At 44.8% G+C, this 20683-nt stretch carries 22 protein-coding genes; all 22 read right to left on the reverse strand.

The features are described 5' to 3' along the window. Positions 1–8 precede the first annotated feature (8 nt). The 22 genes from rseP to flhA all read right to left on the reverse strand — a co-directional run bounded on the left by rseP (position 9) and on the right by flhA (position 20672). Positions 9–1283, reverse strand: coding sequence for an RIP metalloprotease RseP (gene rseP / locus RCO25_RS02240; RefSeq protein WP_308994527.1), 1275 nt, complete (start codon positions 1281–1283; stop codon positions 9–11). Between the two features lie 88 nt (positions 1284–1371). Beyond that, entirely contained in the window at positions 1372–2511 is a 1140-nt protein-coding gene (locus RCO25_RS02245) for a 1-deoxy-D-xylulose-5-phosphate reductoisomerase (protein WP_308994528.1), read from the reverse strand. A gap of 15 nt (positions 2512–2526) precedes the next feature. Beyond that, the gene (locus tag RCO25_RS02250) at positions 2527–3321 is read right to left on the reverse strand and encodes a phosphatidate cytidylyltransferase (RefSeq protein ID WP_308994529.1); all 795 of its coding nucleotides are present in this window, start codon (positions 3319–3321) and stop codon (positions 2527–2529) included. Between the two features lie 27 nt (positions 3322–3348). Next, a complete protein-coding gene (locus RCO25_RS02255) occupies positions 3349–4113 on the reverse strand; it encodes an undecaprenyl pyrophosphate synthase (protein WP_308994530.1) in 765 nt (254 codons plus the stop codon). A gap of 61 nt (positions 4114–4174) precedes the next feature. Further along, positions 4175–4729 (reverse strand): ribosome recycling factor, encoded by a 555-nt coding sequence (gene frr / locus RCO25_RS02260; RefSeq protein WP_308994531.1) that lies wholly within the window; start codon positions 4727–4729, stop codon positions 4175–4177. Beyond that, positions 4729–5457 (reverse strand): UMP kinase, encoded by a 729-nt coding sequence (pyrH, locus tag RCO25_RS02265; protein WP_138752926.1) that lies wholly within the window; start codon positions 5455–5457, stop codon positions 4729–4731. The genes frr and pyrH overlap by 1 nt, the downstream gene beginning before the upstream one ends. A gap of 103 nt (positions 5458–5560) precedes the next feature. After that, entirely contained in the window at positions 5561–6235 is a 675-nt protein-coding gene (tsf, locus tag RCO25_RS02270; RefSeq protein WP_308994727.1) for a translation elongation factor Ts, read from the reverse strand. A gap of 168 nt (positions 6236–6403) precedes the next feature. After that, complete coding sequence (gene rpsB, locus RCO25_RS02275) at positions 6404–7102, reverse strand: 30S ribosomal protein S2 (RefSeq protein WP_053375748.1); 699 nt, start codon at positions 7100–7102, stop codon at positions 6404–6406. A 179-nt stretch (positions 7103–7281) separates the two neighbouring features. After that, positions 7282–7863 carry a hypothetical protein gene (locus tag RCO25_RS02280; protein WP_308994532.1) on the reverse strand — a complete coding sequence of 194 codons (582 nt, stop codon included), beginning with the start codon at positions 7861–7863 and terminating at the stop codon, positions 7282–7284. Next, positions 7856–8422 (reverse strand): DUF6115 domain-containing protein, encoded by a 567-nt coding sequence (locus RCO25_RS02285; protein WP_308994533.1) that lies wholly within the window; start codon positions 8420–8422, stop codon positions 7856–7858. Before RCO25_RS02285 ends, RCO25_RS02280 begins: the two co-directional genes overlap by 8 nt. 34 nt (positions 8423–8456) lie before the next feature. After that, the gene (locus RCO25_RS02290; protein WP_308994534.1) at positions 8457–8783 is read right to left on the reverse strand and encodes a hypothetical protein; all 327 of its coding nucleotides are present in this window, start codon (positions 8781–8783) and stop codon (positions 8457–8459) included. A 38-nt stretch (positions 8784–8821) separates the two neighbouring features. Then, complete coding sequence (locus RCO25_RS02295) at positions 8822–10228, reverse strand: flagellar assembly protein A (protein WP_308994535.1); 1407 nt, start codon at positions 10226–10228, stop codon at positions 8822–8824. 15 nt (positions 10229–10243) lie between these two features. Then, positions 10244–11029, reverse strand: coding sequence for a FliA/WhiG family RNA polymerase sigma factor (locus RCO25_RS02300; protein ID WP_308994536.1), 786 nt, complete (start codon positions 11027–11029; stop codon positions 10244–10246). A gap of 4 nt (positions 11030–11033) precedes the next feature. Continuing rightward, on the reverse strand, positions 11034–11471 hold the full coding sequence (locus tag RCO25_RS02305) for a hypothetical protein (protein ID WP_308994537.1): 438 nt from the start codon (positions 11469–11471) through the stop codon (positions 11034–11036). 1 nt (position 11472) lies between these two features. Next, positions 11473–11967 (reverse strand): chemotaxis protein CheD, encoded by a 495-nt coding sequence (locus tag RCO25_RS02310; protein ID WP_308994538.1) that lies wholly within the window; start codon positions 11965–11967, stop codon positions 11473–11475. Beyond that, a complete protein-coding gene (locus RCO25_RS02315) occupies positions 11964–12584 on the reverse strand; it encodes a chemotaxis protein CheC (RefSeq protein ID WP_308994539.1) in 621 nt (206 codons plus the stop codon). The genes RCO25_RS02310 and RCO25_RS02315 overlap by 4 nt, the downstream gene beginning before the upstream one ends. Positions 12585–12587: 3 nt before the next feature. Next, entirely contained in the window at positions 12588–13049 is a 462-nt protein-coding gene (locus tag RCO25_RS02320) for a chemotaxis protein CheW (RefSeq protein ID WP_308994540.1), read from the reverse strand. Positions 13050–13062: 13 nt separating this feature from the next. Beyond that, positions 13063–15144 carry a chemotaxis protein CheA gene (locus RCO25_RS02325; protein ID WP_308994541.1) on the reverse strand — a complete coding sequence of 694 codons (2082 nt, stop codon included), beginning with the start codon at positions 15142–15144 and terminating at the stop codon, positions 13063–13065. Between the two features lie 44 nt (positions 15145–15188). Continuing rightward, positions 15189–16550: a protein-glutamate methylesterase/protein-glutamine glutaminase gene (locus RCO25_RS02330; RefSeq protein ID WP_308994542.1), complete on the reverse strand. Its 1362-nt coding sequence runs from the start codon at positions 16548–16550 to the stop codon at positions 15189–15191. Between the two features lie 26 nt (positions 16551–16576). Next, a complete protein-coding gene (locus RCO25_RS02335; RefSeq protein WP_308994543.1) occupies positions 16577–17446 on the reverse strand; it encodes a MinD/ParA family protein in 870 nt (289 codons plus the stop codon). Next, positions 17443–18645, reverse strand: coding sequence for a flagellar biosynthesis GTPase FlhF (gene flhF, locus RCO25_RS02340; RefSeq protein ID WP_308994544.1), 1203 nt, complete (start codon positions 18643–18645; stop codon positions 17443–17445). The genes RCO25_RS02335 and flhF overlap by 4 nt, the downstream gene beginning before the upstream one ends. Beyond that, entirely contained in the window at positions 18642–20672 is a 2031-nt protein-coding gene (gene flhA / locus RCO25_RS02345) for a flagellar biosynthesis protein FlhA (protein ID WP_308994545.1), read from the reverse strand. Before flhA ends, flhF begins: the two co-directional genes overlap by 4 nt. Positions 20673–20683 lie beyond the last annotated feature (11 nt).

The following is a 20683-nucleotide window of genomic DNA, read 5'->3' on the forward strand; positions in this document are numbered from 1 at the left end:
GCGACCAATTACTCCCCTCTTACCAATCGTAAAATATCATTATAGGTTACTACGAGCATGAGCAGCATGAGCAGCGCAAAGCCAACAAAGTGCACCATGCTCTCGCGGTTTGGATCGATTGGACGGCGGCGAACCGCCTCGATTCCTAAGAATATCAAACGGCTGCCATCGAGCGCCGGTATCGGCAGCAAATTAAAGATACCTAAATACAAGCTGAGCAGCGCAGTCCATGATGTCAACTGCACGATGCCTTGTTGTGCAATTTGGCTTGTATATTCCATCGTTCGTACAGGCCCGCCAAGATCATCAAGTTTGAACTCCCCGAAAATAATCTTTTTGAAGCCGTCAAAAATGCTAATCGTCATATTTTTCATCAGCTTGCCCGCGCCAGAAAAGGTTTCTCCGAATGTTGCTGGGCGAGTAGGTATTGCCGCGCTGATGCCGACCTTGCCTACGCCCTCTTCATTCGGTACAGGCGTAATAACGACCTGTTGGGTTTTGCCGTCACGAATAATATCCATACGGATGGGTACATTCGGAGATTTTCCGATAATATCAATCATTTTGTCAAAATCGGCGCCGATTTTTTCTCCGTTAACGGCATCAATCACGTCGCCCTCTTTCAAGTCTACCTTAGCAGCAGGCATTCCCTCTGAAATCTGGCCTACGAGAAGCTTATCCGGTGACTCAACCGGAATACCGGCCATTTGGATATAGGCAGCAAATAATGCGAAAGCAAGCACGAAATTCATGAGCGGCCCGGCAAAAATCGCAAGTGCACGCTGCGAGACCGTTTTACTTCCGAATTGTCTGTCGATCGGAGCGATTTGGGTCTCTTTGCCTTTTGTTATCATTAAAGCAGTCGGGTGGACGGAGAACGTCTCACTCTCGCCTTCAACGTCTAATGTTACTGAAAGCTTACGCTCCAAATCAATGGTAACTATTTCACCGCGAATAACACCGCTCCGCTCATCAAGGCGGTCCAAATAAAGCCGTGTTACTTTATTATCTTTCAGACGAACCGCAATGGTTTGTCCTGGCTGGACATCGACAATTTCCGGATCCTCTCCCGCCATGCGAACAAAACCACCGGCAGGTATTAATCTCAGCGTATATCTTGTCTCACCGCGTTTTACCGAGAAAAGCTTCGGTCCGAAGCCTATTGCAAATTCGCGAACCAAAATGCCCGCTCTTTTTGCGAAATAGTAATGACCCCATTCATGAATCGTCACAATCACGAAAAAGACGAGAATCGTCAAAAAGACAACCTGAATCATGTGCATTAAGCTAAAGCCTCCTGTTCGTTACGGCCTGTACATAGATTATCATTATTCTCCCGTCCGATACAAGAGAACCGGTTTTTAACCGATTTTATGCGGATTCAGCGATACGGCGCGCCCATGCATCCACTTCTGCAATCATCTGCAAATCGTTTATATCAGATGCTTCATGTTGACCGACTACCTTTTCCAAAATCCGTTCAATGTCAAGAAACGTAATTTCTCCTTTTAAAAAGCGCGCGACAGCAACCTCGTTTGCAGCATTGAACACAGCTGGCGCCGATTGTCCAAGTCTACCGCACTCAAAAGCTAAACGCAGGCATGGATATCTTTCAAAATCCATCTCTCGGAAATGAAGCTTGCCGATTTGCGCAAGGTTAAGCCTCTCAGTAGGCGTTGCATTTCGCTGAGGATAGGATAAAGCATATTGAATCGGTACACGCATATCAGGCAGTCCAAGCTGCGCGATAACGCTATTATCGGAAAACTCCACATAAGAGTGAATGATGCTCTCCGGATGAATAATGACATCTATTTGATCGTATGTAACATCGAACAGCCATTTCGCTTCGATGACCTCAAGCCCTTTATTGACCATAGTCGCAGAATCAATCGTGATTTTCGCGCCCATTGACCAGTTCGGGTGATTAAGAGCCTCAGCCACAGTCACGCCTTCGAGCTGCGCTCTCGTGCGGTCACGGAAGGACCCGCCAGATGCCGTTAATGTAATTTGATTGATAGACTTGCGATCTTCGCCATTCAAACATTGGAAAATCGCAGAATGCTCGCTGTCGATAGGCAATATCGATACGCCTCGCTCCTTAGCACGTTCCATCACGATGTGGCCCGCTGTAACCAATGTCTCTTTATTGGCTAGACCAATCGTTTTACCCGCATCAATTGCCGCTATCGTAGCTGGCAAGCCTCTGCTTCCCATGATTGCCGTAACTACAATGTCAGCATCTGTGCCCGCTGCCACCTCAATGAGTCCTTCTTCCCCATAAACAATCCGCGTACCCGCAGGAATCTGCGAACGAACGGTATCAGCGTCTGCTTTAGATGCCAGACTGACGATTGCAGGTTTGAATTGGTTGGCTTGTTTAATAATTAGATCAACATTCGCACCTGCAGATAATCCCACAACCTTATAACGTTCTGGATCATGAGCAATGATGTCCAACGTCTGTGTTCCGATCGAACCTGTCGAACCTAAAATGCTTATTTTTTTCATGCACATCCTCCTGACTTATACGGGCAGCAGCTCTGTAAGCACTAACAGCGGAAATACGATAAGCCAGCTGTCGCATCGGTCAAGCACACCGCCATGTCCCGGTAACAACGTACCTGTATCCTTAATATCTCTGACCCGCTTATACGCGGATTGTATTAAATCACCAAATTGGCCAGCTACAGCAGCAATTAATCCGATTAGCAATGCTTTCGGCAATGTAACAAAATCAGGTGAAATCACTGCAAATGCAGCGGATACAATTAAGGAAAGCAATACGCCGCCCAAAGCGCCTTCAATCGTTTTGTTCGGGCTGATCGAAGGCCATAGTTTTGTTTTTCCAATAGCTCGTCCCGTAAAATAAGCACCGATATCCGATGCCCAAATACATCCAAAGGACAAAAACGTCCATAACAAACCATGAGGATCAATTTGGCGAACCTCGCCCATTGCCGCAAAGCCATAACCTACATATAAAGCGCCTAGCAACATAAGTGCGGCGCCATCAATTGTTGTTCTATTTTTGGTAATCACGGTGATTGCAAGCAGTAAGAAAGCAAGTATCCAAAGAATTGTCAGAGGTGAAGGTATGCTAATTCCCCACTCTGACCATGGAAGCACAAACAGTAGCACGCCCGCATATCCGAGCATTGAAGACGGATGCGACCATGCTACACCATTCATGCGCGCATATTCAGTAAAGCCGATAATTGCAAGTAACACAAGAAGACTGCTGTATAACCATCCGCCGACTACGGTTAAGCCAATGAAGCCTACGCCTGCCACTACGCCCGTAATAATTCGTTGTCTCAATGAAAAGTCACACTCCGTTGCTTGAAGCTACAATCCACCATATCTACGCGCACGGCGTTGATACTCCAAAATCGCTTCTTGAAAATGTGCTTCCGTAAATTCCGGCCAATACACATCCGTAAACCATAATTCACTGTAAGCAAGCTGCCACATCATAAAATTACTTAAACGTAATTCCCCGCTCGTTCGAATAAGCAAATCCGGGTCCGGCAGTCCACTCGTAAGCAAGCGGTCAGACATGACTTTATCATCAATATCATCGATTATTAAATGTCCTTGCTGTACTTCTTCGGCGATGCTTTTTACTGCTTCAAGCATTTCCTTACGGCTTCCGTAATTTAATGCGAAATTGAGAACAAGCCCGGTATTATTAGCAGTCTTAACGATTGCTTCTTCAACTGCACTTATCGTAAATGACGGTAGATCCTCTTTGTGTCCCATCATCCGAACCTGCACGTTGTTTGCAATCAGTTCTTCTAATTCAATCTCAAGAAATTGCTGGGGAAGTTTCATGAGAAAATCCACTTCAGCCTTAGGTCTCTTCCAGTTCTCCGTAGAAAATGCATATAGCGTCAAATATTTGACGCCAAGCCGATCTGCTGCAATGGTAATACGTTTGACCGCTTTCATCCCAGAATGATGACCTGCCATTCGTGGCAATCCACGATCTTTAGCCCAGCGACCGTTTCCATCCATAATAATCGCAACATGCTCAGGCACGTTTTCTGTGGCCACAGAATCAGTCGGCTGTAAGGACGATTTGCCTAATTTGGCCCAAAGTCGCTCGATCATCTTACTTCCTCCCAACTGAAATCAAAACCAAACCCCGCCTGTCGGAGGGGCCCAGAGATCATTATACTTCCATAATTTCTTTTTCTTTAGCAACTAGCACTTTATCTACTTCAGCAATAAATTTATCGGTTGCTTTTTGAATATCCTCTTGGTGACCACGTGACTCGTCTTCAGAAATGGTTGTTTTCTCAAGCTTTTTCACGCCGTCATTCGCATCGCGGCGAATATTGCGGATGGCTACCTTAGCCTCTTCACCAAGCTTTTTCGATGTTTTCACAAGCTCAGCACGACGCTCTTCCGTAAGCGGAGGGATAGAAAGACGAATCGAAGTGCCATCGTTAGAAGGCGTAAGGCCAAGATCCGATTTCATAATCGCTTTCTCGATCGCCGACATTGACGATTTGTCCCATGGTTGAATGAATAATGTACGGGAATCAGGTGTACTGATGTTAGCAAGTTGATTGACAGGCGTCATTGACCCGTAATATTCCACTTGAATACGATCAAGCAAAGCTGAACTTGCTTTACCCGCGCGCAAAGAAGACAAATCACGTTTGAGCGCCGAAATTGCTTTATCCATACGTTCTTCTGCGTTTTTTTTCAGCTCTTGTGGCATTATTTCGCACTTCCTCTCACTATCGTTCCGATTTTCTCACCCAGCACGACGCGTTTAATATTCCCTTTCTCCGTAATTGCAAATACGATAAGAGGAATATTATTATCCATGCAAAGCGATGCTGCGGTTGAATCCATTACGCCTAAATTACGATTTAGCATATCGAGGTATGTAAGCTCCTCAAACTTCTCAGCCGTGCTATCCTTAAATGGATCTGCGGAATAAACGCCATCCACTTTATTTTTCGCCATCAAAATAACTTCCGCCTCGATTTCAGCCGCACGAAGAGCTGCTGTCGTATCCGTAGAGAAGAACGGATTACCGGTACCAGCCGCAAAAATAACTACGCGACCCTTCTCTAAATGACGAATGGCACGACGTCTTATGTACGGTTCAGCGATCTGTTGCATCGCGATCGATGTTTGCACACGAGTTGGGACATCGATTTGTTCCAGCGCATCTTGAAGTGCGAGTGAATTCATAAGTGTAGCCAGCATCCCCATATAATCAGCTGTTGCACGGTCGATTCCTTTTGCAGAACCAGCAATGCCGCGCCATATGTTACCGCCGCCGACTACAATGGCTACTTCTATGCCAAGCGCTACGACTTCCTTCACCTGATCAGCAATTGAAGATATGACTGTTGCTTCTATTCCATAGCCTTCTTGACCTGACAATGATTCCCCGCTGACTTTTAACACGATACGTTTATAAACAGGCTGCTCCAACGTTAATACCTCCATCATGCACCTCAATAGATGAGGTCCTTCAAATATGTTCTATTCATACAAGCAGGCGGGGCGGACGCCCCGCCCCGCCTGTGCGTTCGGATTAATGTTTAACTTGAGCCATAACTTCTTCTACGAAGTTGTCTACTTTTTTCTCTAGACCTTCACCAAGCTCATAACGAACGAAGCGACGGATGGAAATGTTTTCGCCAATTTTGTTGATTTTTTCATTAAGCAAAGTCGCGATTGTTTTGTCTGGGTCTTTAATGAACGATTGCTCAAGCAGACAGAACTCTTCGTAGTATTTCGAAATACGGCCTTCGACCATTTTTTCAACGATTTTTTCCGGTTTGCCTTCGTTAAGTGCTTGAGCTTTTAGGATCTCGCGTTCTTTTTCAAGCTCTTCCGAAGAAACTTCCTCGCGACGCACAAATTTAGGGTTAGCTGCTGCAATTTGCATAGCTACATCTCTAGCGAACTCACGGAATTGATCTGTTTTAGCAACAAAATCCGTTTCGCAGTTAACTTCAACGATAACGCCGATACGGCCGCCAGCGTGGATATACGATTCAACTACGCCCTCAGTTGCGATACGGCCAGCTTTGTTCGCTGCAGCCGCCAAACCTTTTTCACGTAGGAAAGCAATTGCTTTCTCGATATCGTTGTTTGTTTCGTCAAGAGCTTTCTTGCAATCGAGCATCCCTGCTCCAGTTCTTTCCCGTAGTTCTTTTACCGCGCTAGCACTAACTGCCATTGTAAGCCCTCCTATGAGTTTTATGAAGCCTTTATTAACTTCATAATAATTTGGTTAGTTTGAACCTAATCAAGCCGCTATACAGATAAACTATACAAGCTGCTTAGTTTTAGTGATTTACATTCGAAAAAAGGGCAGTGAGAGGTTTATCACCATCTGACCACCCTTTGTTGACTATCTAAAGTCTTTAAATTAAGCCGTTGTTTGCTCGCCTTGGTTAGCTTCAACGATTGCATCAGCCATTTTCGACGTCAACAACTTAACGGCACGAATTGCATCATCGTTACCTGGAATTACGTAGTCGATTTCGTCTGGATCACAGTTCGTATCAACGATACCAACGATTGGGATTCCAAGTTTGCGAGCTTCTGCAACAGCAATACGCTCTTTGCGTGGGTCAATAATGAACAACGCGCTTGGCAAACCTTTCATTCCTTTGATACCGCCAAGGAATTTCTCCAAACGGTCTTTTTCTTTACGAAGAATGATAACTTCTTTCTTCGGAAGAACCTCGAAAGTGCCGTCCTCTTCCCACTTCTCAAGTTGTTTCAAACGATCGATACGTTTTTGAATCGTTTGGAAGTTAGTAAGAGTACCGCCGAGCCAACGTTGGTTGATGTAGAAGTTGCCGCAACGTTCTGCTTCTTCTTTCACGGAATCTTGTGCTTGTTTTTTTGTACCTACGAACAGCATTGTGCCGCCGTCTGCAGCAATCGATTTAACAAAGTTGTACGCTTCGTCAACTTTCTTAACCGTTTTTTGCAAATCGATAATGTAAATCCCGTTTCTTTCTGTGAAGATATAACGATCCATCTTCGGGTTCCAACGACGAGTCTGATGACCGAAGTGTACCCCAGCTTCTAGTAGCTGTTTCATGGAAATAACCGCCATTTCCTCAACACCTCCTGTAATGGTTTTTTTAGTGCTCCTCCGCTAGTCGCATCTTTCGTCAAAACTTCCGCCGGGCGGAAGCACCATTTGACAAAATTGACCTGCGTGCGTTTTTAACACCGTGAATTAATATACCATAAATACATACTGCTTGCAACATTCCTTTGAGAAAAGATAGGTTAACTATTTTTTTTACTAGAGGTTAAAGCATCAGCTTGTTCTTTCGTAAGCGGTTCACCGGTTACAATAGCAATAGCAGCATCATCCGTTATGTTTTCCTGAAACAAAAAATAACCGGCGCGAACCAGCTGCTTGGTTTTTTTCATTTTATTAACGAACACTGCTTGGTCTTCAATAATGTTTTGGGATGCGAGCAGCTCTGCCGTCTTTGACAGACCTAAGCCTGCTTCTATTCTGATCACATGCTTAATAGGAGCCTTCTGTTCTGGTGAAATAGTTGGATTAATCTCGTCTTTGTCCGACTTGCTTGACTCTTCTTTCACTGGAACTGCGGTTGCAGCCGGCTTTGACTGCGAATCCTCCACCCCAGTATTGATCTCTTGGTCAAGCTGCATGGAATCGCGCTCTGCCTTTAACAATGCATCGACCTCCACTTGCGTGTACGACCTCTCATCTGCCGAAATATCTTTTTCATACAGCCTTTGCCGGCTCTCTTCACCAGAGAGCATAAGCTGAAACAACAAGGCTCCAATAATTATGCCCGTGCCTAACCCGAATAAAAAAGTACGATTTTTAAGCATGGGCGGCCCCCTCTTGCTTAGCTAGCTGAATAATAAGTTGTACTTCACCTTTATTCATACCGAGTTTTTTGGAAATGATCTCAATTGATTTCCCTTGCTCATATAGCACGAATATTTCCTTATATCTTGATTGGATCGTTTTCGGTTCGGGTGCAGCTTCCTTTTCCAGCTCCGGCTGCTCTATTTCATACTGTTGTTGTTTAAACGTATCTACTGTAGATGCAAGGGATGGAATTTCCACCTGCCTCCCAGTTGGTCCCCCACCGGAGTGAATCAATTGCAGCTGTTCGGTAAGCTGTTCACATTTTTTCTCCAGCTGGGCAATTCTTTGGTCTTTGCGTGAAGCATCCGTCTTTGATTCTAGTTGAGCATTTCTTACTAAAAGGACAAGTTCTTCATTGTCCTTCTCCATATTTTCCATAAACTGCTCTAACGCAGTCTCCATGTTTTGCATGGCTTGCGGCGGTAACGCTGTATCCTGCTTCTTCCGAGGCATTACAAAGGCACCAACAATTACAACCGCTCCGAGTAATACAATATATTGCAAGTATGGCTGCATCGTACATAGCCTGCCTTTCAAATAAAGCCTTGGTTTATAACTTAATATCAACCCTATGTCCTTTAAATGGATGAGTAGGGGGATGCTCTTCCACATGATCCTCGGGTGCTGTTTCTAATGGTTTGCGCCTTGCCTTTTGATAGGCATTCCCCTGCTGCCTTTCTTGATCATTACGAATATGTGCTCCGTTTGATTGTTCCACGGCCGTATTCTTCCCACGCAAAAGATCGGTTTGCTTTGTTGTTTGAGCAGCTAACATATTTTGATCTACGACTGGCTTATGAATAGCTTGACCATGCTTACCGCTAAACTCTTGCGTTCGTGGTACTGACATTTGCAAATCAATGGATTTAAACGTCAAAATTGCTCACCCCTTTCGACCATTGACAAGGTGCGGCATTAATTAGAGTAAGGAACTAGAACGATATCGCCTTCGGAATATCGAAAGGATACACGTTGTGATGAATCCTTCACAAATTTCGTGTATCTGCCAATAACAAGCTTCGTCCCGCCAAATACGATATTGCTAACGTCAATCTTCGAGCGGTCCGTGTTCTCCAGCGTTCTCTCAATCTCAAGAATCCGAGTTTTTGTTTGATCATTTTCAAGCAGAGTCTGGCGCTTGGATGTCGTTAATTTGATTCTTAAAGCTAGCTTTTCAGGCGTGAGCTGACCTGCCGCTGCCAGCTGGTCGAGGATAGCAAGCGCCTTATCCGTCTTGTCCAAATTGTCCATATATTGTTTCAGTTTTGTTCGCAGATCCTGCAGTTCTGTCCGGTATTCAGGATTAACTCCAACCTCTATTGTCGTAGCCGTTGACATTGAGTTTCCGATTGTCCGTGCGCTGACCATATCGCCAGCCTGCACAAGTCCACCCACGATTAATCCCTTTGCGCCAGAGCAAATAACATTTTTCCCCGCTCTTACATGAGAATGCATAATGCTTTGAGACACAAGAACCTCTTCGCCGGCTATGACATTTCCTTCTTGGATGAAGCTGCTTCGCACGTTGCGTCCTGCTTTTACAAAGCCCTTATTGCCTCCCAAAATGCCACCTGTTATCTCCACAGAGCCTTCTGATTCAATTTCAGCTCCTTCAACACCGCCAATCACTCGTATATCCCCGGATGCCTTAATGCGGAACCCGCTGAGAACATTTCCTCGAATGACTACCGTACCAACAAAATCAATATTTCCTACGCTGTAATCGACATCGCCGTTTACTTCGTATACAGGAAATACATTGATTTTCTCTTTTTCCGTCAATGCAATGAGTCCGTCTATGGCAGAATACATAGCGGTCTGCTCATCATTCAAAACAACGTTCTTGCCTACTTTAAAGCGAACATGCTTACCTATCTTCGGAGGAATATCTTCACCCGTGACCGTTTTACCGAAAGGACCTGGCGTAGGCTCATAGCGTTCCGCAATCAATTGTCCCCGTTTTACATTTTTCAGCTGCACAACCTCTTTGAAATCGACCTTACCATCCTCAAGCTCGGTTGGGGCTTGGTTGTTTTTATTCATATCGTACGCTAGCTTCACATACCCATCCTTACCGGGTAAGGGCGCCTCCCCTTGAGCGATAAGCGTCTGCTCTCTACAATACGCGAGAGGATTAGTGCCAATCTGATTCAGAACTTCTCTCCGGAGACCATAAACGATTCCTTTGCTGCGCAAGAAACCCTCTAACTCATCGCCATTACATTCGAATTCATCTGACATCCTGCTAAATGTTAAAAAGGCAGACAGCTTATCGGCTGATGTCTGGATGCGTAGAAATGATTCTAATTGTAGATTATCCACCTGACTCCTCCTCTCTTAATGCTGCATGAGTTGATCTTTATGCTTAGCCAAAGCTCCTCGCAGCCGTAAAATAGCTTTTGAATGGAGCTGGGAAATTCTCGACGGTGATAGTGACATTACTTCCGCAATTTCACTCAATGATAATTCCTCATAATAAAACAGGGAAACAACGGTGCGTTCCTTTTCCGTAAGACGGTCAATACCTTTAACTAATGATTCCTTTATATAAAACTCATGTACCTTGTGGTCCGGGTTTTTTGCTTTGTCATCGATGAGAAGAGACATTCTTGTTTCTGATTCCTCTTCACGAATTGGATCTTCAAGAGAGCAGACTGTCGTAACCGCGATATCTTGAAGCATATTCGTAAATTCTTTCTCAGACAAATCAAGATATTTGCTGATCTCAGCATCCGTTACGGAACGCAAATATTGCTGCTCTAAATGCTGATAAGCCTCTTCGACTCTTTTCGCCTTTTCACGAACGGAACGCGGAACCCAATCTCCTTGCCGTAGGCCGTCGATGATCGCACCGCGGATGCGCCAAGAAGCATACGTTTCAAATTGCAATCCGCGGCCGTAATCAAACTTTTCAATCGCATCAATTAAACCCATTACACCGTTACTTGCAAGATCGTCTTTGATGACGTTTTTTGGAAGACCGATAGCCATTCGATTCGTTACATAATCAACAAGCGGCAAATATTGTTCAATAAGACTTTTCTTAGCTTCCAAATCGCCCTGTTCTCTCCAGGCTTGCCACATCTGCAAGTTTGTCAAATGAGGGGGTTTCTGCTCAATCATCGACTCACTCTCCTGTCAGGTGACGAATGGCTTTAACCAATTCTTCAGGCTGTGTATTTTTTGTAGATAATAATTGTGGCGGGCTCAGTGGCTTAAAGCCGGCAGCATCTTTATTCTGAGCAAAGGCTTTTGGAGCAACTGCCCCATCCTGTAGCTGTGATTTTAACATATCATTTAGATCATCAGACTCGTCTGGCGTTTGCAGATCAAGCTGTGTGCCTCTACTACTTTCATCTTCCGCTAAATCGCCTACAATTGAAGGAGGCTGAAGAATGTATGCCAATATTGCTCGCACTCCAAAAGCAAGAACAAAAAAAGCGATGAAAGCATACATACTTCTAAGCAGCATAACAATAATCGGATTGTTTCCGATTGAGAAAGCTACCGTCAGCACGGTGCCGAAAATTCCAAATACGACATTCCATCGCCATGTTCCCAGCATATCAAATCTCCTTTGTTCCAAACTGCACACTTCTTATTGATAGCATCCCGCTAACGCTGCTAAATTCAATCGTCCGCCCAAAATTCCCGCCCGTATCTTGCGAAATGATTGGGATTTTAAATCTGCGAAGTACTTCTGTACAGGATTCCACGTTGCGAGGCCCAATTCTTAAAGAATCCGCATGCCCAGACATGGCAAACATTTGTGCGCCGCCAGCCATTTTTGCTTTCAATCTCACAACGTGTGCACCGGCTGCCAACATTCGATCAAGCAGCTCAGGTATGGCTGTATCTGCATACTTAGCCAAATTGATTTTGGTCTCACGGGCAATTTCTGAAGATGGCAGCATCACATGAGCCATTCCGGCTATTTTCCGTATTGGATCATACAAAGTAAGCCCAACACAAGATCCTAAACCGGTCGTTTTGAGTATCGCTCCATCTGTTGCAATATTTAAATCAGCCATGCCGACTTTGACCAAACTTTGTTGTATCATTCGCTAACGACTCCCAAAGCCCTAAAAATTTTCTCAAACGACTCCGGATCTGGAATGAGGAAGAAGTGTCCTTCAAGCGATTGGCGATCCTCCAAAAATGTCGTTTCGATCAATAGGGCCGAGTCTCCCATTTCACCGTACTGCATTAAGCCATAGCTCAGTACGGCTCCTGCCATATCAACTGCAATAGCAGGAACGGATGGTGCCATCGATAATTGCGTAAAGTCAGCCAAGGAGGAGAGATAAGAGCCAGCCAAAATATTGCCGATCTCGCAAAGGGCTGACAACTCCATTTCCGAATATCCCTCTTGCTCTTCGATATTCATTGCCAGAAGCTGACGTAAAATGCGCCTCGCAGATTCTTCCTCTATAATGAAGAACATATTACCAGGTGCTTCCCCTTCCACTCGAAGAAAAACAGCAATGACGATTTGCTCAGAGCCGCCCACACGCTCAGCGATTTCTTCAAATGGAAGCAAGCTAACCTTAGGAACAGCCATATCCACGGGTTTGTCCAATAAACGCGATAATGCAGTAGCAGCGTTACCTGCCCCAATATTGCCGACTTCTTTCAAAACATCGAGCTCGAAGGCTTCAAAGCGGCTAAATAGACTCACTTGCTAAACCTCAAGCTGTTCGATTTGAATGATTTCGTTCTTGTTCAATACCTCAGACAAATTGAGCATGATGAGAAGTCGACCTTCACCAAGCTTCGCAATGCCTCTTAAGTATTTAGCTTTAATGCCTCCGACAATTTCTGGCGGCATGTCGATGGAATCCGTATCGATGTCGATAACATCATTTGCGGAGTCAACGATAAAACCAACCTCGATGTCAGCTACGGCAACAACAATTATTCTTGTATTTTCTGTCGGCGTTGTTTCTGAAAGGCTAAACCGCCCTCGAAGATCAATGACAGGAACGACTACGCCGCGCAGGTTAATAACCCCTTTGATAAAAGTCGCTGTTTTGGGGACGCGTGTAATTGGAGATAATCTTTCAATCGTGCGGACCTTATCTACTTCGATTCCATATTCTTCGCTTCCAAGTGCAAACACGATAACCTTTAATTCTTCTCCCATCGTAAAAACCTCCCTATTTGATAAGCGCATTCGGATCAATAATTAGTGCGACATAACCATCGCCGAGAATGGTTGCGCCGGAAACCGCATCGATGTTTGTTAAATATTTACCCAAAGTTTTAAGAACGATTTCACTTTGACCGATAAATTCATCAACCATGACTGCTGCCCATTTTTCGCCTTTTCGCACCACGACAATTTCAGTCTCATTCTCATCGTTTTCATTAAAATCAGGAGAATCAAGTACTTTGCTTAGTGATACTAAAGGAATGATTGCATTTCTAAACTCAATCATCTTATTGCCGTGTACATTTATAATTTGTTCCCTGCGAATAATGCCTGTTTCAACGATTGAAGATAAAGGAATCGCATATTTTTCCGAGCCCAGCTTGATCAGCATAGCCGAAATGATAGAAAGCGTAAGCGGAAGCTGTACGGAAAACTTAGTGCCTCTGCCAAAAGCAGAGTCTATCGTTACGTTACCGCCTAACGAAGTGATTTTGGAACGTACGACGTCAAGTCCTACACCGCGACCTGAAATATCCGAAATCTTATCTGCAGTACTGAAGCCTGCTGCAAAAATCAGCATATTAATTTCATCTGGAGACAATAGCTTCGCTTGTTCTTCGGTAACGACACCATTTTTAATCGCGGTTTTAAGCACACGTTCATGATGAATTCCGCGGCCATCCTCTTCGACTTCAATAAAGACATGGTTCCCGCTGTGATAAGCACGCAAGTAAATTGTCCCTGTCTCTGACTTGCCTGCTGCAATCCGCTCATCAACGGTTTCAATACCATGATCTACTGAATTTCTCAACAAATGAACAAGCGGGTCGCCGATTTCATCGATTACCGTGCGATCGAGCTCCGTGTCTGCTCCTGTAATAACAAGATCAATTTTTTTATCAAGCGATTTAGCCAAATCTCTTATCATGCGCGGGAATCTATTAAATACGGAATCAACTGGCACCATGCGCAGCTTAAGCACGATACTTTGCAAATCCGAGCTAACACGCGTCATATGCTCAACTGTTTCTGTTAAATCATTGCGTTTGATTTCACTTGAAAGCTGCTCGAGTCTTACCCGGTCGATAAGCAATTCACTAAATAGGTTCATAAGCGTATCGAGTCTCTCAATATCCACTCGAATGGTTCTTGATACGTTGGCAGGCGCAGCTTGTGCAGCAGGTGCTTGTACCTTGGTAGCGGCATCACGCGGCGTTTCCGTCTTAACAGATGCCTGCGCAGCAGGCGCAATCTCCTCGACTGCTTCCACTGCAGCTGCGGCATTTGATTGGCTGAGCACAGCCAATGATTCAGCATCGAGCTGAGTTACAACAGCGGATTCAATTTCCGAAATATTAAGAAGCTGCGCTTGAAGATCTTCCTGCGTCAAGCGGCAAATCGTAAAAACAGCGAAGGTGAAATCAAATTTTTCCTGCTCGATATCTTGTACCGACGGATCAGATTTAATTACTTCACCATTACGTTCGAGAAGATCAAACACCATATAGGCACGTACCGCTTTAAGCATGCAATTATCACGGATTGCTATCTGAATGTGATATACTTGATGGCCTGATTCAATCGATTGCAGCAATATGGAAGATTGGAACTCATCCAGCAGCATCGCCCCTGATGCGCTTGGAGTTGCGGTATTTGGCGCTTTAGCGGCTACGGTAGGTGCTGCCATCGCATTGCTTGCACTATAGTCGCTCTTCAATATGATTTGAAGTGACGCAACAATGGCTGTGACGTCAGCTTTACCGGTACCGCCGCCTACGATATCCTGAACCATCGCTTCGAGTGCATCAAGCCCTTTGAACAAGGTGTCAAAAATAAAGCTATCCATTTTAAGCTTGCTATTGCGAACGAGATCCAGCACGTTTTCCATTTCATGCGTCAGTGCGGCCAAATCTTCAAAACCCATAGTAGCTGACATCCCTTTCAGCGTATGCGCTGATCGGAAAATGTTTTGAACGATACTAAGCTCCTCCGGCTCGCTTTCCAGTCGAAGCAAATTTTCATTTAAGGATTGCAGGTGATCATTAGATTCATCGATAAACATCGATAAATAGGCATTCATATCCATTTCCTAGCACCTCCTGTTAGTATGTTTAAGCGATTGGAGCCTATTTATTTCATCACTGCTTGCACGAGTTGTGAAGCAATGTCTTGAAGCGGTAATATTTTGTAGACACATCCTGCTTCAACGGCAGATCTTGGCATACCGTAGACGACACATGTTTCTTCTGCTTCTGCAATGGTCGTTTCTATGCCAGACTCTACCAGAAGTTTCATACCCTTCGCCCCATCGCTGCCCATCCCCGTCATGATAACAGCATGACGTTTAAGTTCTCGATATGGCGTCAATGATTCAAACAAAACATCCACTGATGGGCGATGACCGTTTCGTTGAGGCTGCTCAGTGAGCAGAATCGTGAAGCCTTTCGAATCTTTGCAAAGCTCCATATGAAATCCGCCGGGCGCGATATATACAACTCCAGCACTCACTCTCCCACCTTGTTCTGCCTCAACTACATGAAGCTCGCTAAAACTATCTAGTCGTTGTGCAAGCGATTTTGTAAATCTAGGAGGCATATGCTGCACGATAAGGACAGGAGCTGGGAAGTCAGCCGGCAAGGAAGTAATGACCTCATGCAGCGCTCTTGGGCCACCTGTAGATGTGCCAATCGCTACGATATGCTTGAAAGTCGATACCGAACTGCTAGACATTCCTTTTCTAATTATAAGCGGCTCAGTTTGCTGAGGTTTTACATCAGGCTGCACGGTTTTGCCGACTGATTTACACGTTACAACCGTTGACTTTGCTTCGTTAGACGCAACTTTCTCAGGCTTAGATTCTTTTTGTTTTGTATGTAAAGGGGGTGCCGATCGCTGCGGCCTTTGCTTGCTATCCTCTTTCGGAAACAATGGTTTGTCCCGATCTTTAATCGGAGTAAGCAGCGGTGCAAGTGTTGGCTCCACATGTTGTACGGGCTTTTCTATGGCTGCAGCTAATTCCTGTATGGCTTGAATTAAAATATCGATTACCGACTCATGCTTTTCACTGATAGTAATTGCAGGTTGATGCCGCTTTGTTAAAACGGCAATACGTAATTTTTCAAGTAAAAAATCGCCAACCTGGTGAATATCATTTGAAATCGCGCTAGAAGGTTTTCTAATAAAGTCAAAAGCTCCGAATTGCAGCGCTTTAATGGTTTCTCTCGTGTTATCTTCGCTAATTCCCGAAAGCATAATAACAGGAGTCGGATTTTCTTTCATAATACATTGCAATGCTTCTATTCCGTTCATCAAAGGCATTTCCAAATCTAATGTAACGGCATCCGGTTTCCATTCGCGAACCGCTTCTATGGCTTCTTGACCATTGGCAGCGGTAGCAACAATCATAAACTGAGGATCTTGAACAATTAGATCACTTATAATCTTCCTCATGAATCCGGAATCATCAACAACAAGCACGCGATAAAGAACCATAATATTTCCTCCTCACTTTCAAAGGATTATCTTGAGAGTCTGAACATTTTATGCAAAAATCCTTTGACACCGCCGCTTGGCACCGAGCTCTGTGGGATTTCTAGAAAATGCTTCGCGATCCGATCAATGGCGATCGAAGCTTCGCTCCCCGGGTATGCCACAGTAAACGGAATTTGTCGTTTTACAGCTTTAGAAACGTTCGGATCATCTGGCAAAATACCTAAATGAGGCAAATCTGATTGTAAAAATCGCTGGGATACCATACTGATTTTTTCCGCGGTCTGCTTCCCTTCACGCGTATCGGTAGCACGGTTGACCACTAATTTGAATTGAACGTCTACTTCCATGGTTTTGACCATTTTAATTAAGGCATAAGCGTCTGTTATTGACGTAGGCTCAGGCGTTGTTACCACAATCGTTTCCTGTGCGGCAGTTATAAACTTAACGGTTTCCTTCGAGAGACCGGCACCTGTGTCAAACAATATAAGATCATATTTGCCATGGAGCTTGTTAATCTCATCCGCAAACCGATCAAGCTGCTCCGTGGATAGGTCCATTAGATCTCGAAATCCGGAACCGCCTGCGATAAAATGAAGTCCCTCAGGGCCCTCCTGCACGATTTCCCAAATCGTTTTTTCTTGTTTAAGAAGGTGATATAAATTGTAAGTGGAAGACACACCCATAAGCACATCAATATTCGCCATACCGATGTCTGCATCAAAGACGAGCACTTTTTTCCCTAGCCGCTGAAGTGACAAAGCGAAATTCAGGCTGAAATTCGACTTACCGACACCGCCCTTCCCGCTAGTGACCGTTACGACCCGAGTCGTTCGTCCTTCTTCTTGCTGCTCTTGCTGCTTGACTAAATTACGCAACGCTTCAGCTTGATCCATCATGGGGCATTACTCCTCAGAAGCTGGCGGATGTACGATTCAACTTGAAACTTCTCAATATCGTCTGGAACGGTTTGGCCGCTTGCCATATAAGTCGGAAGCAATTCGTAATTCATAATCAGATTAAATATGGCTCCATAAACTGATGTTTCATCAAGCTTCGTGAAAAGCACTTTTTGAACGCCATACTTGCAAAAGTGATCTGCGACCGCAGCCATATCCCGTGTTTTTCCAGTCATGCTAAGCACCAAGACCGTTTCACTTGGTTCTGATGTTTGAAGCAGGCTGTTCACTTCAGAGACATGAAGTTCGCTGCGGAAATTCCGTCCTGCAGTATCCATGTAAATCAGTTCACGCTCATCCAGTTGCTTGAAGGCGCGTGGCAAATCCATTTGCGAGAATACAACCTCAAGTGGTACGTTCAAAATGTTGGCATAGGTTCTGAGCTGATCGACGGCCGCAATTCGGTATGTATCAGAAGTAATAAAACCGACTTTTTTACCATGCTTGATGGTTTGCTCTGCAGCCAGCTTTGCAATCGTAGTTGTCTTGCCTACACCAGTTGGCCCGACAAAATGAACCACCCTTACCTGATTGCTAATTCCGCTGCCGCTGTAAGGTTGAAGCCATTCTTCAAGCTGCGAGGCAGCATGCTCCCAGACATGTTCTTTACTAAACTCGCTGCCTGCTTCTGTTTGCTTGTCCATGATTGCTTGGAGCAGACGATCAATCCATTTTGTTTCCATCTCTTGCTCGATCAAGTGTTCGTTAAGCCTTATCAGATGCTCAGACATAGCTGCGGCTTGCGTTTGTTGTTTGGATAGTTTTACCATATATTCTCTTAAATCTCTGATCTCATCAATGATAAACTGTTCACGTTCGCTGCTGTGCTTCGGTTTCTCGACAGGAGGTGCAGCGGGCGCCTCCATTACGGCTGTAGCTGTCCGCTGTGCCGTTTGCAAAATTTGCTCCACCGCGGCATCTACTTGTGGGTTCGACACCCGCTGAGGCTGAGCTGGAATATTCGCTTGATTTGATTCAATGGCGGCTATAACCTCCATCTTTTTCTTGCGGAACATCCCCATAAAGCCGCCAACCTTAATTTCTTTCGTATTTAAGATCACAGCGTCTTTGCCAAGCTCACTTCTGATCAATGTCACAGCTTCTGGCAGTGCATTCACCACATAACGTTTTACTCTCATAAATTCACCACCCCGACGCTTTGAACTTCGATGTTGGGTTCAAGCTCACTGTAAGAAAGCACAGGCACATCTTGCATGGTTCTCTCTACAATTTGTCTCAAATACATTCGGATTGTAGGTGATGCGAGAACGACTGGCTGTTGACCGGATTGAATTTGACGATTTACATGCTCGTTCAGCTTCTGATAAATCTGCTGAGTTGAAATGGGATCTAATGCGATATAGCTGCCTTGATCCGACTGCTGAACGGATTCAGCGATTTTCTTCTCAAGCTGAGGGCCTACCGTAATTACGCGCAGGGTATCGCTGCCCGATGAGAATTGCTGCGTAATTTGTCTGGACAATGATTGCCTCACATACTCGGTTAAAATATCCGGATCCTTCGTATAATTCCCGTGGTCTGCTAACGCTTCAAAGATAGTAACCAAATCTCGTATGGATACCTTCTCACGAAGCAGCTTAGACAATACTTTCTGTATGTCACCGATCGTTAGAATCGATGGAATTAACTCGTCAATGAGTGCAGGATAAGATTCTTTGACGTTTTCAACAAGCTGCTTCGTTTCTTGACGACCTATCAGCTCATGGGCATGACGTTTAATAATTTCAGTCAGATGAGTTGCCACCACGGATGGAGGATCGACTACGGTATAACCGGATAGCTCAGCCCTCTCCTTCATCTGCTCATCAATCCAGATGGCAGGCAAACCGAAGGCGGGCTCCGTTGTTTCTATCCCCACTACCGAATCGTCCTCAAAGCCCGGGCTCATCGCTAAATAATGATTAAGCAGCAAGTCACCGCGAGCAACGGTATTTCCTTTGATTTTAATCACATATTCATTTGGTTTTAATTGAATGTTATCCCGAATCCTTATGACAGGAACGACGAGTCCCAGTTCTAGCGCACATTGCCTCCGAATCATGATGATTCGATCAAGCAAGTCTCCGCCTTGCTGTGTATCGGCAAGCGGGATCAGTCCGTAACCAAATTCGAATTCGATTGGATCGACCTGCAAGAGACTTATTACACTCTCAGGGCTGCGAACCTCTTCAATTTGTTGTTCTTCAACAAGCATATCCTCTTGCTCCTGCTGCTTGTGGATGGCCTTCTGCATGTACCAGCCACCAAAAGCAAGCATGATCGCAAATGGCCAGGTTCTGATCGGACCAATCGGTGTAAGGCCGAGCAAAGCAATCGTCCCTGCAGCAATAAACAACAGCTTAGGATATTTGAAAAGCTGTGCGGTAACATCTTCTGCCAGATTGCCCTCAGAAGCTGCTCTCGTAACAATAAGACCCGCGGCCGTCGAGATTAGCAAAGCTGGTATTTGGCTGACGAGACCGTCACCGATCGTTAAGATCGAGAACGTGGAAAGCGATTCGCCAAAGCTTAAGTCGTGAATGGCCATACCGATAATAAATCCGCCGACTAAGTTAATGACAAGAATGATGATGGACGCTATCGCATCACCTTTTACGAATTTACTGGCACCATCCATAGCGCCATAAAAATCAGCTTCCCGTTCGATTTTGGAACGGCGTGCTTTCGCTTGTTGTTCGTTTATCAGGCCAGCGTTCAAATCAGCATCGATACTCATTTGTTTACCTGGCATCGCGTCCAGCGTAAACCTTGCTGCAACCTCTGCTACACGCTCAGAGCCTTTGGTAATTACGATAAACTGAACGACTACGAGAATGAGAAAAACAATGAAGCCGATTGCAATTTGTCCTCCGCCAACCCAGCTGCCAAAGGTAGCAACAACTTCTCCGGCTTCCGCATGAGATAAAATGTTTCTTGTTGTTGATACGTTTAGCGCTAGTCGGAACAGGGTAGTAATTAATAAAATTGCCGGAAATATGGAGAAATCGAGCGCTTCCTTTGTATTCATTGCGATAAGCAAAATCATCAATGCCATTGAAATGTTCAATATAATTAGAATGTCTAGTAGTAGGACTGGGATCGGGATTATCATCATGAGCACAATTCCAATTACGCCAAACAGTACTACAAAGTCCTTTGCTTTCATGATTCCGTCTC

The sequence above is a fragment of the Paenibacillus sp. LHD-38 genome (assembly GCF_031157315.1).
Taxonomy (GTDB): domain Bacteria; phylum Bacillota; class Bacilli; order Paenibacillales; family Paenibacillaceae; genus Pristimantibacillus.

Excerpts from the sequence above, each read along its gene's own strand:
- rpsB (WP_053375748.1), bottom strand. The coding sequence starts at position 7,102 with ATGGCGGTTATTTCCATGAAACAGCTACTAGAAGCTGGGGTACACTTC.
- RCO25_RS02330 (WP_308994542.1), bottom strand. The coding sequence starts at position 16,550 with ATGGTTCTTTATCGCGTGCTTGTTGTTGATGATTCCGGATTCATGAGG.
- rseP (WP_308994527.1), bottom strand. The coding sequence starts at position 1,283 with ATGCACATGATTCAGGTTGTCTTTTTGACGATTCTCGTCTTTTTCGTG.
- flhF (WP_308994544.1), bottom strand. The coding sequence starts at position 18,645 with ATGAGAGTAAAACGTTATGTGGTGAATGCACTGCCAGAAGCTGTGACA.
- RCO25_RS02310 (WP_308994538.1), bottom strand. The coding sequence starts at position 11,967 with ATGATACAACAAAGTTTGGTCAAAGTCGGCATGGCTGATTTAAATATT.
- RCO25_RS02335 (WP_308994543.1), bottom strand. The coding sequence starts at position 17,446 with ATGATGGATCAAGCTGAAGCGTTGCGTAATTTAGTCAAGCAGCAAGAG.
- RCO25_RS02245 (WP_308994528.1), bottom strand. The coding sequence starts at position 2,511 with ATGAAAAAAATAAGCATTTTAGGTTCGACAGGTTCGATCGGAACACAG.
- flhA (WP_308994545.1), bottom strand. The coding sequence starts at position 20,672 with ATGAAAGCAAAGGACTTTGTAGTACTGTTTGGCGTAATTGGAATTGTG.
- RCO25_RS02255 (WP_308994530.1), bottom strand. The coding sequence starts at position 4,113 with ATGATCGAGCGACTTTGGGCCAAATTAGGCAAATCGTCCTTACAGCCG.
- RCO25_RS02300 (WP_308994536.1), bottom strand. The coding sequence starts at position 11,029 with ATGATTGAGCAGAAACCCCCTCATTTGACAAACTTGCAGATGTGGCAA.
- RCO25_RS02320 (WP_308994540.1), bottom strand. The coding sequence starts at position 13,049 with ATGGGAGAAGAATTAAAGGTTATCGTGTTTGCACTTGGAAGCGAAGAA.
- RCO25_RS02325 (WP_308994541.1), bottom strand. The coding sequence starts at position 15,144 with ATGGATATGAATGCCTATTTATCGATGTTTATCGATGAATCTAATGAT.
- RCO25_RS02280 (WP_308994532.1), bottom strand. The coding sequence starts at position 7,863 with ATGCTTAAAAATCGTACTTTTTTATTCGGGTTAGGCACGGGCATAATT.
- RCO25_RS02305 (WP_308994537.1), bottom strand. The coding sequence starts at position 11,471 with ATGCTGGGAACATGGCGATGGAATGTCGTATTTGGAATTTTCGGCACC.
- frr (WP_308994531.1), bottom strand. The coding sequence starts at position 4,729 with ATGCCACAAGAGCTGAAAAAAAACGCAGAAGAACGTATGGATAAAGCA.
- RCO25_RS02285 (WP_308994533.1), bottom strand. The coding sequence starts at position 8,422 with ATGCAGCCATACTTGCAATATATTGTATTACTCGGAGCGGTTGTAATT.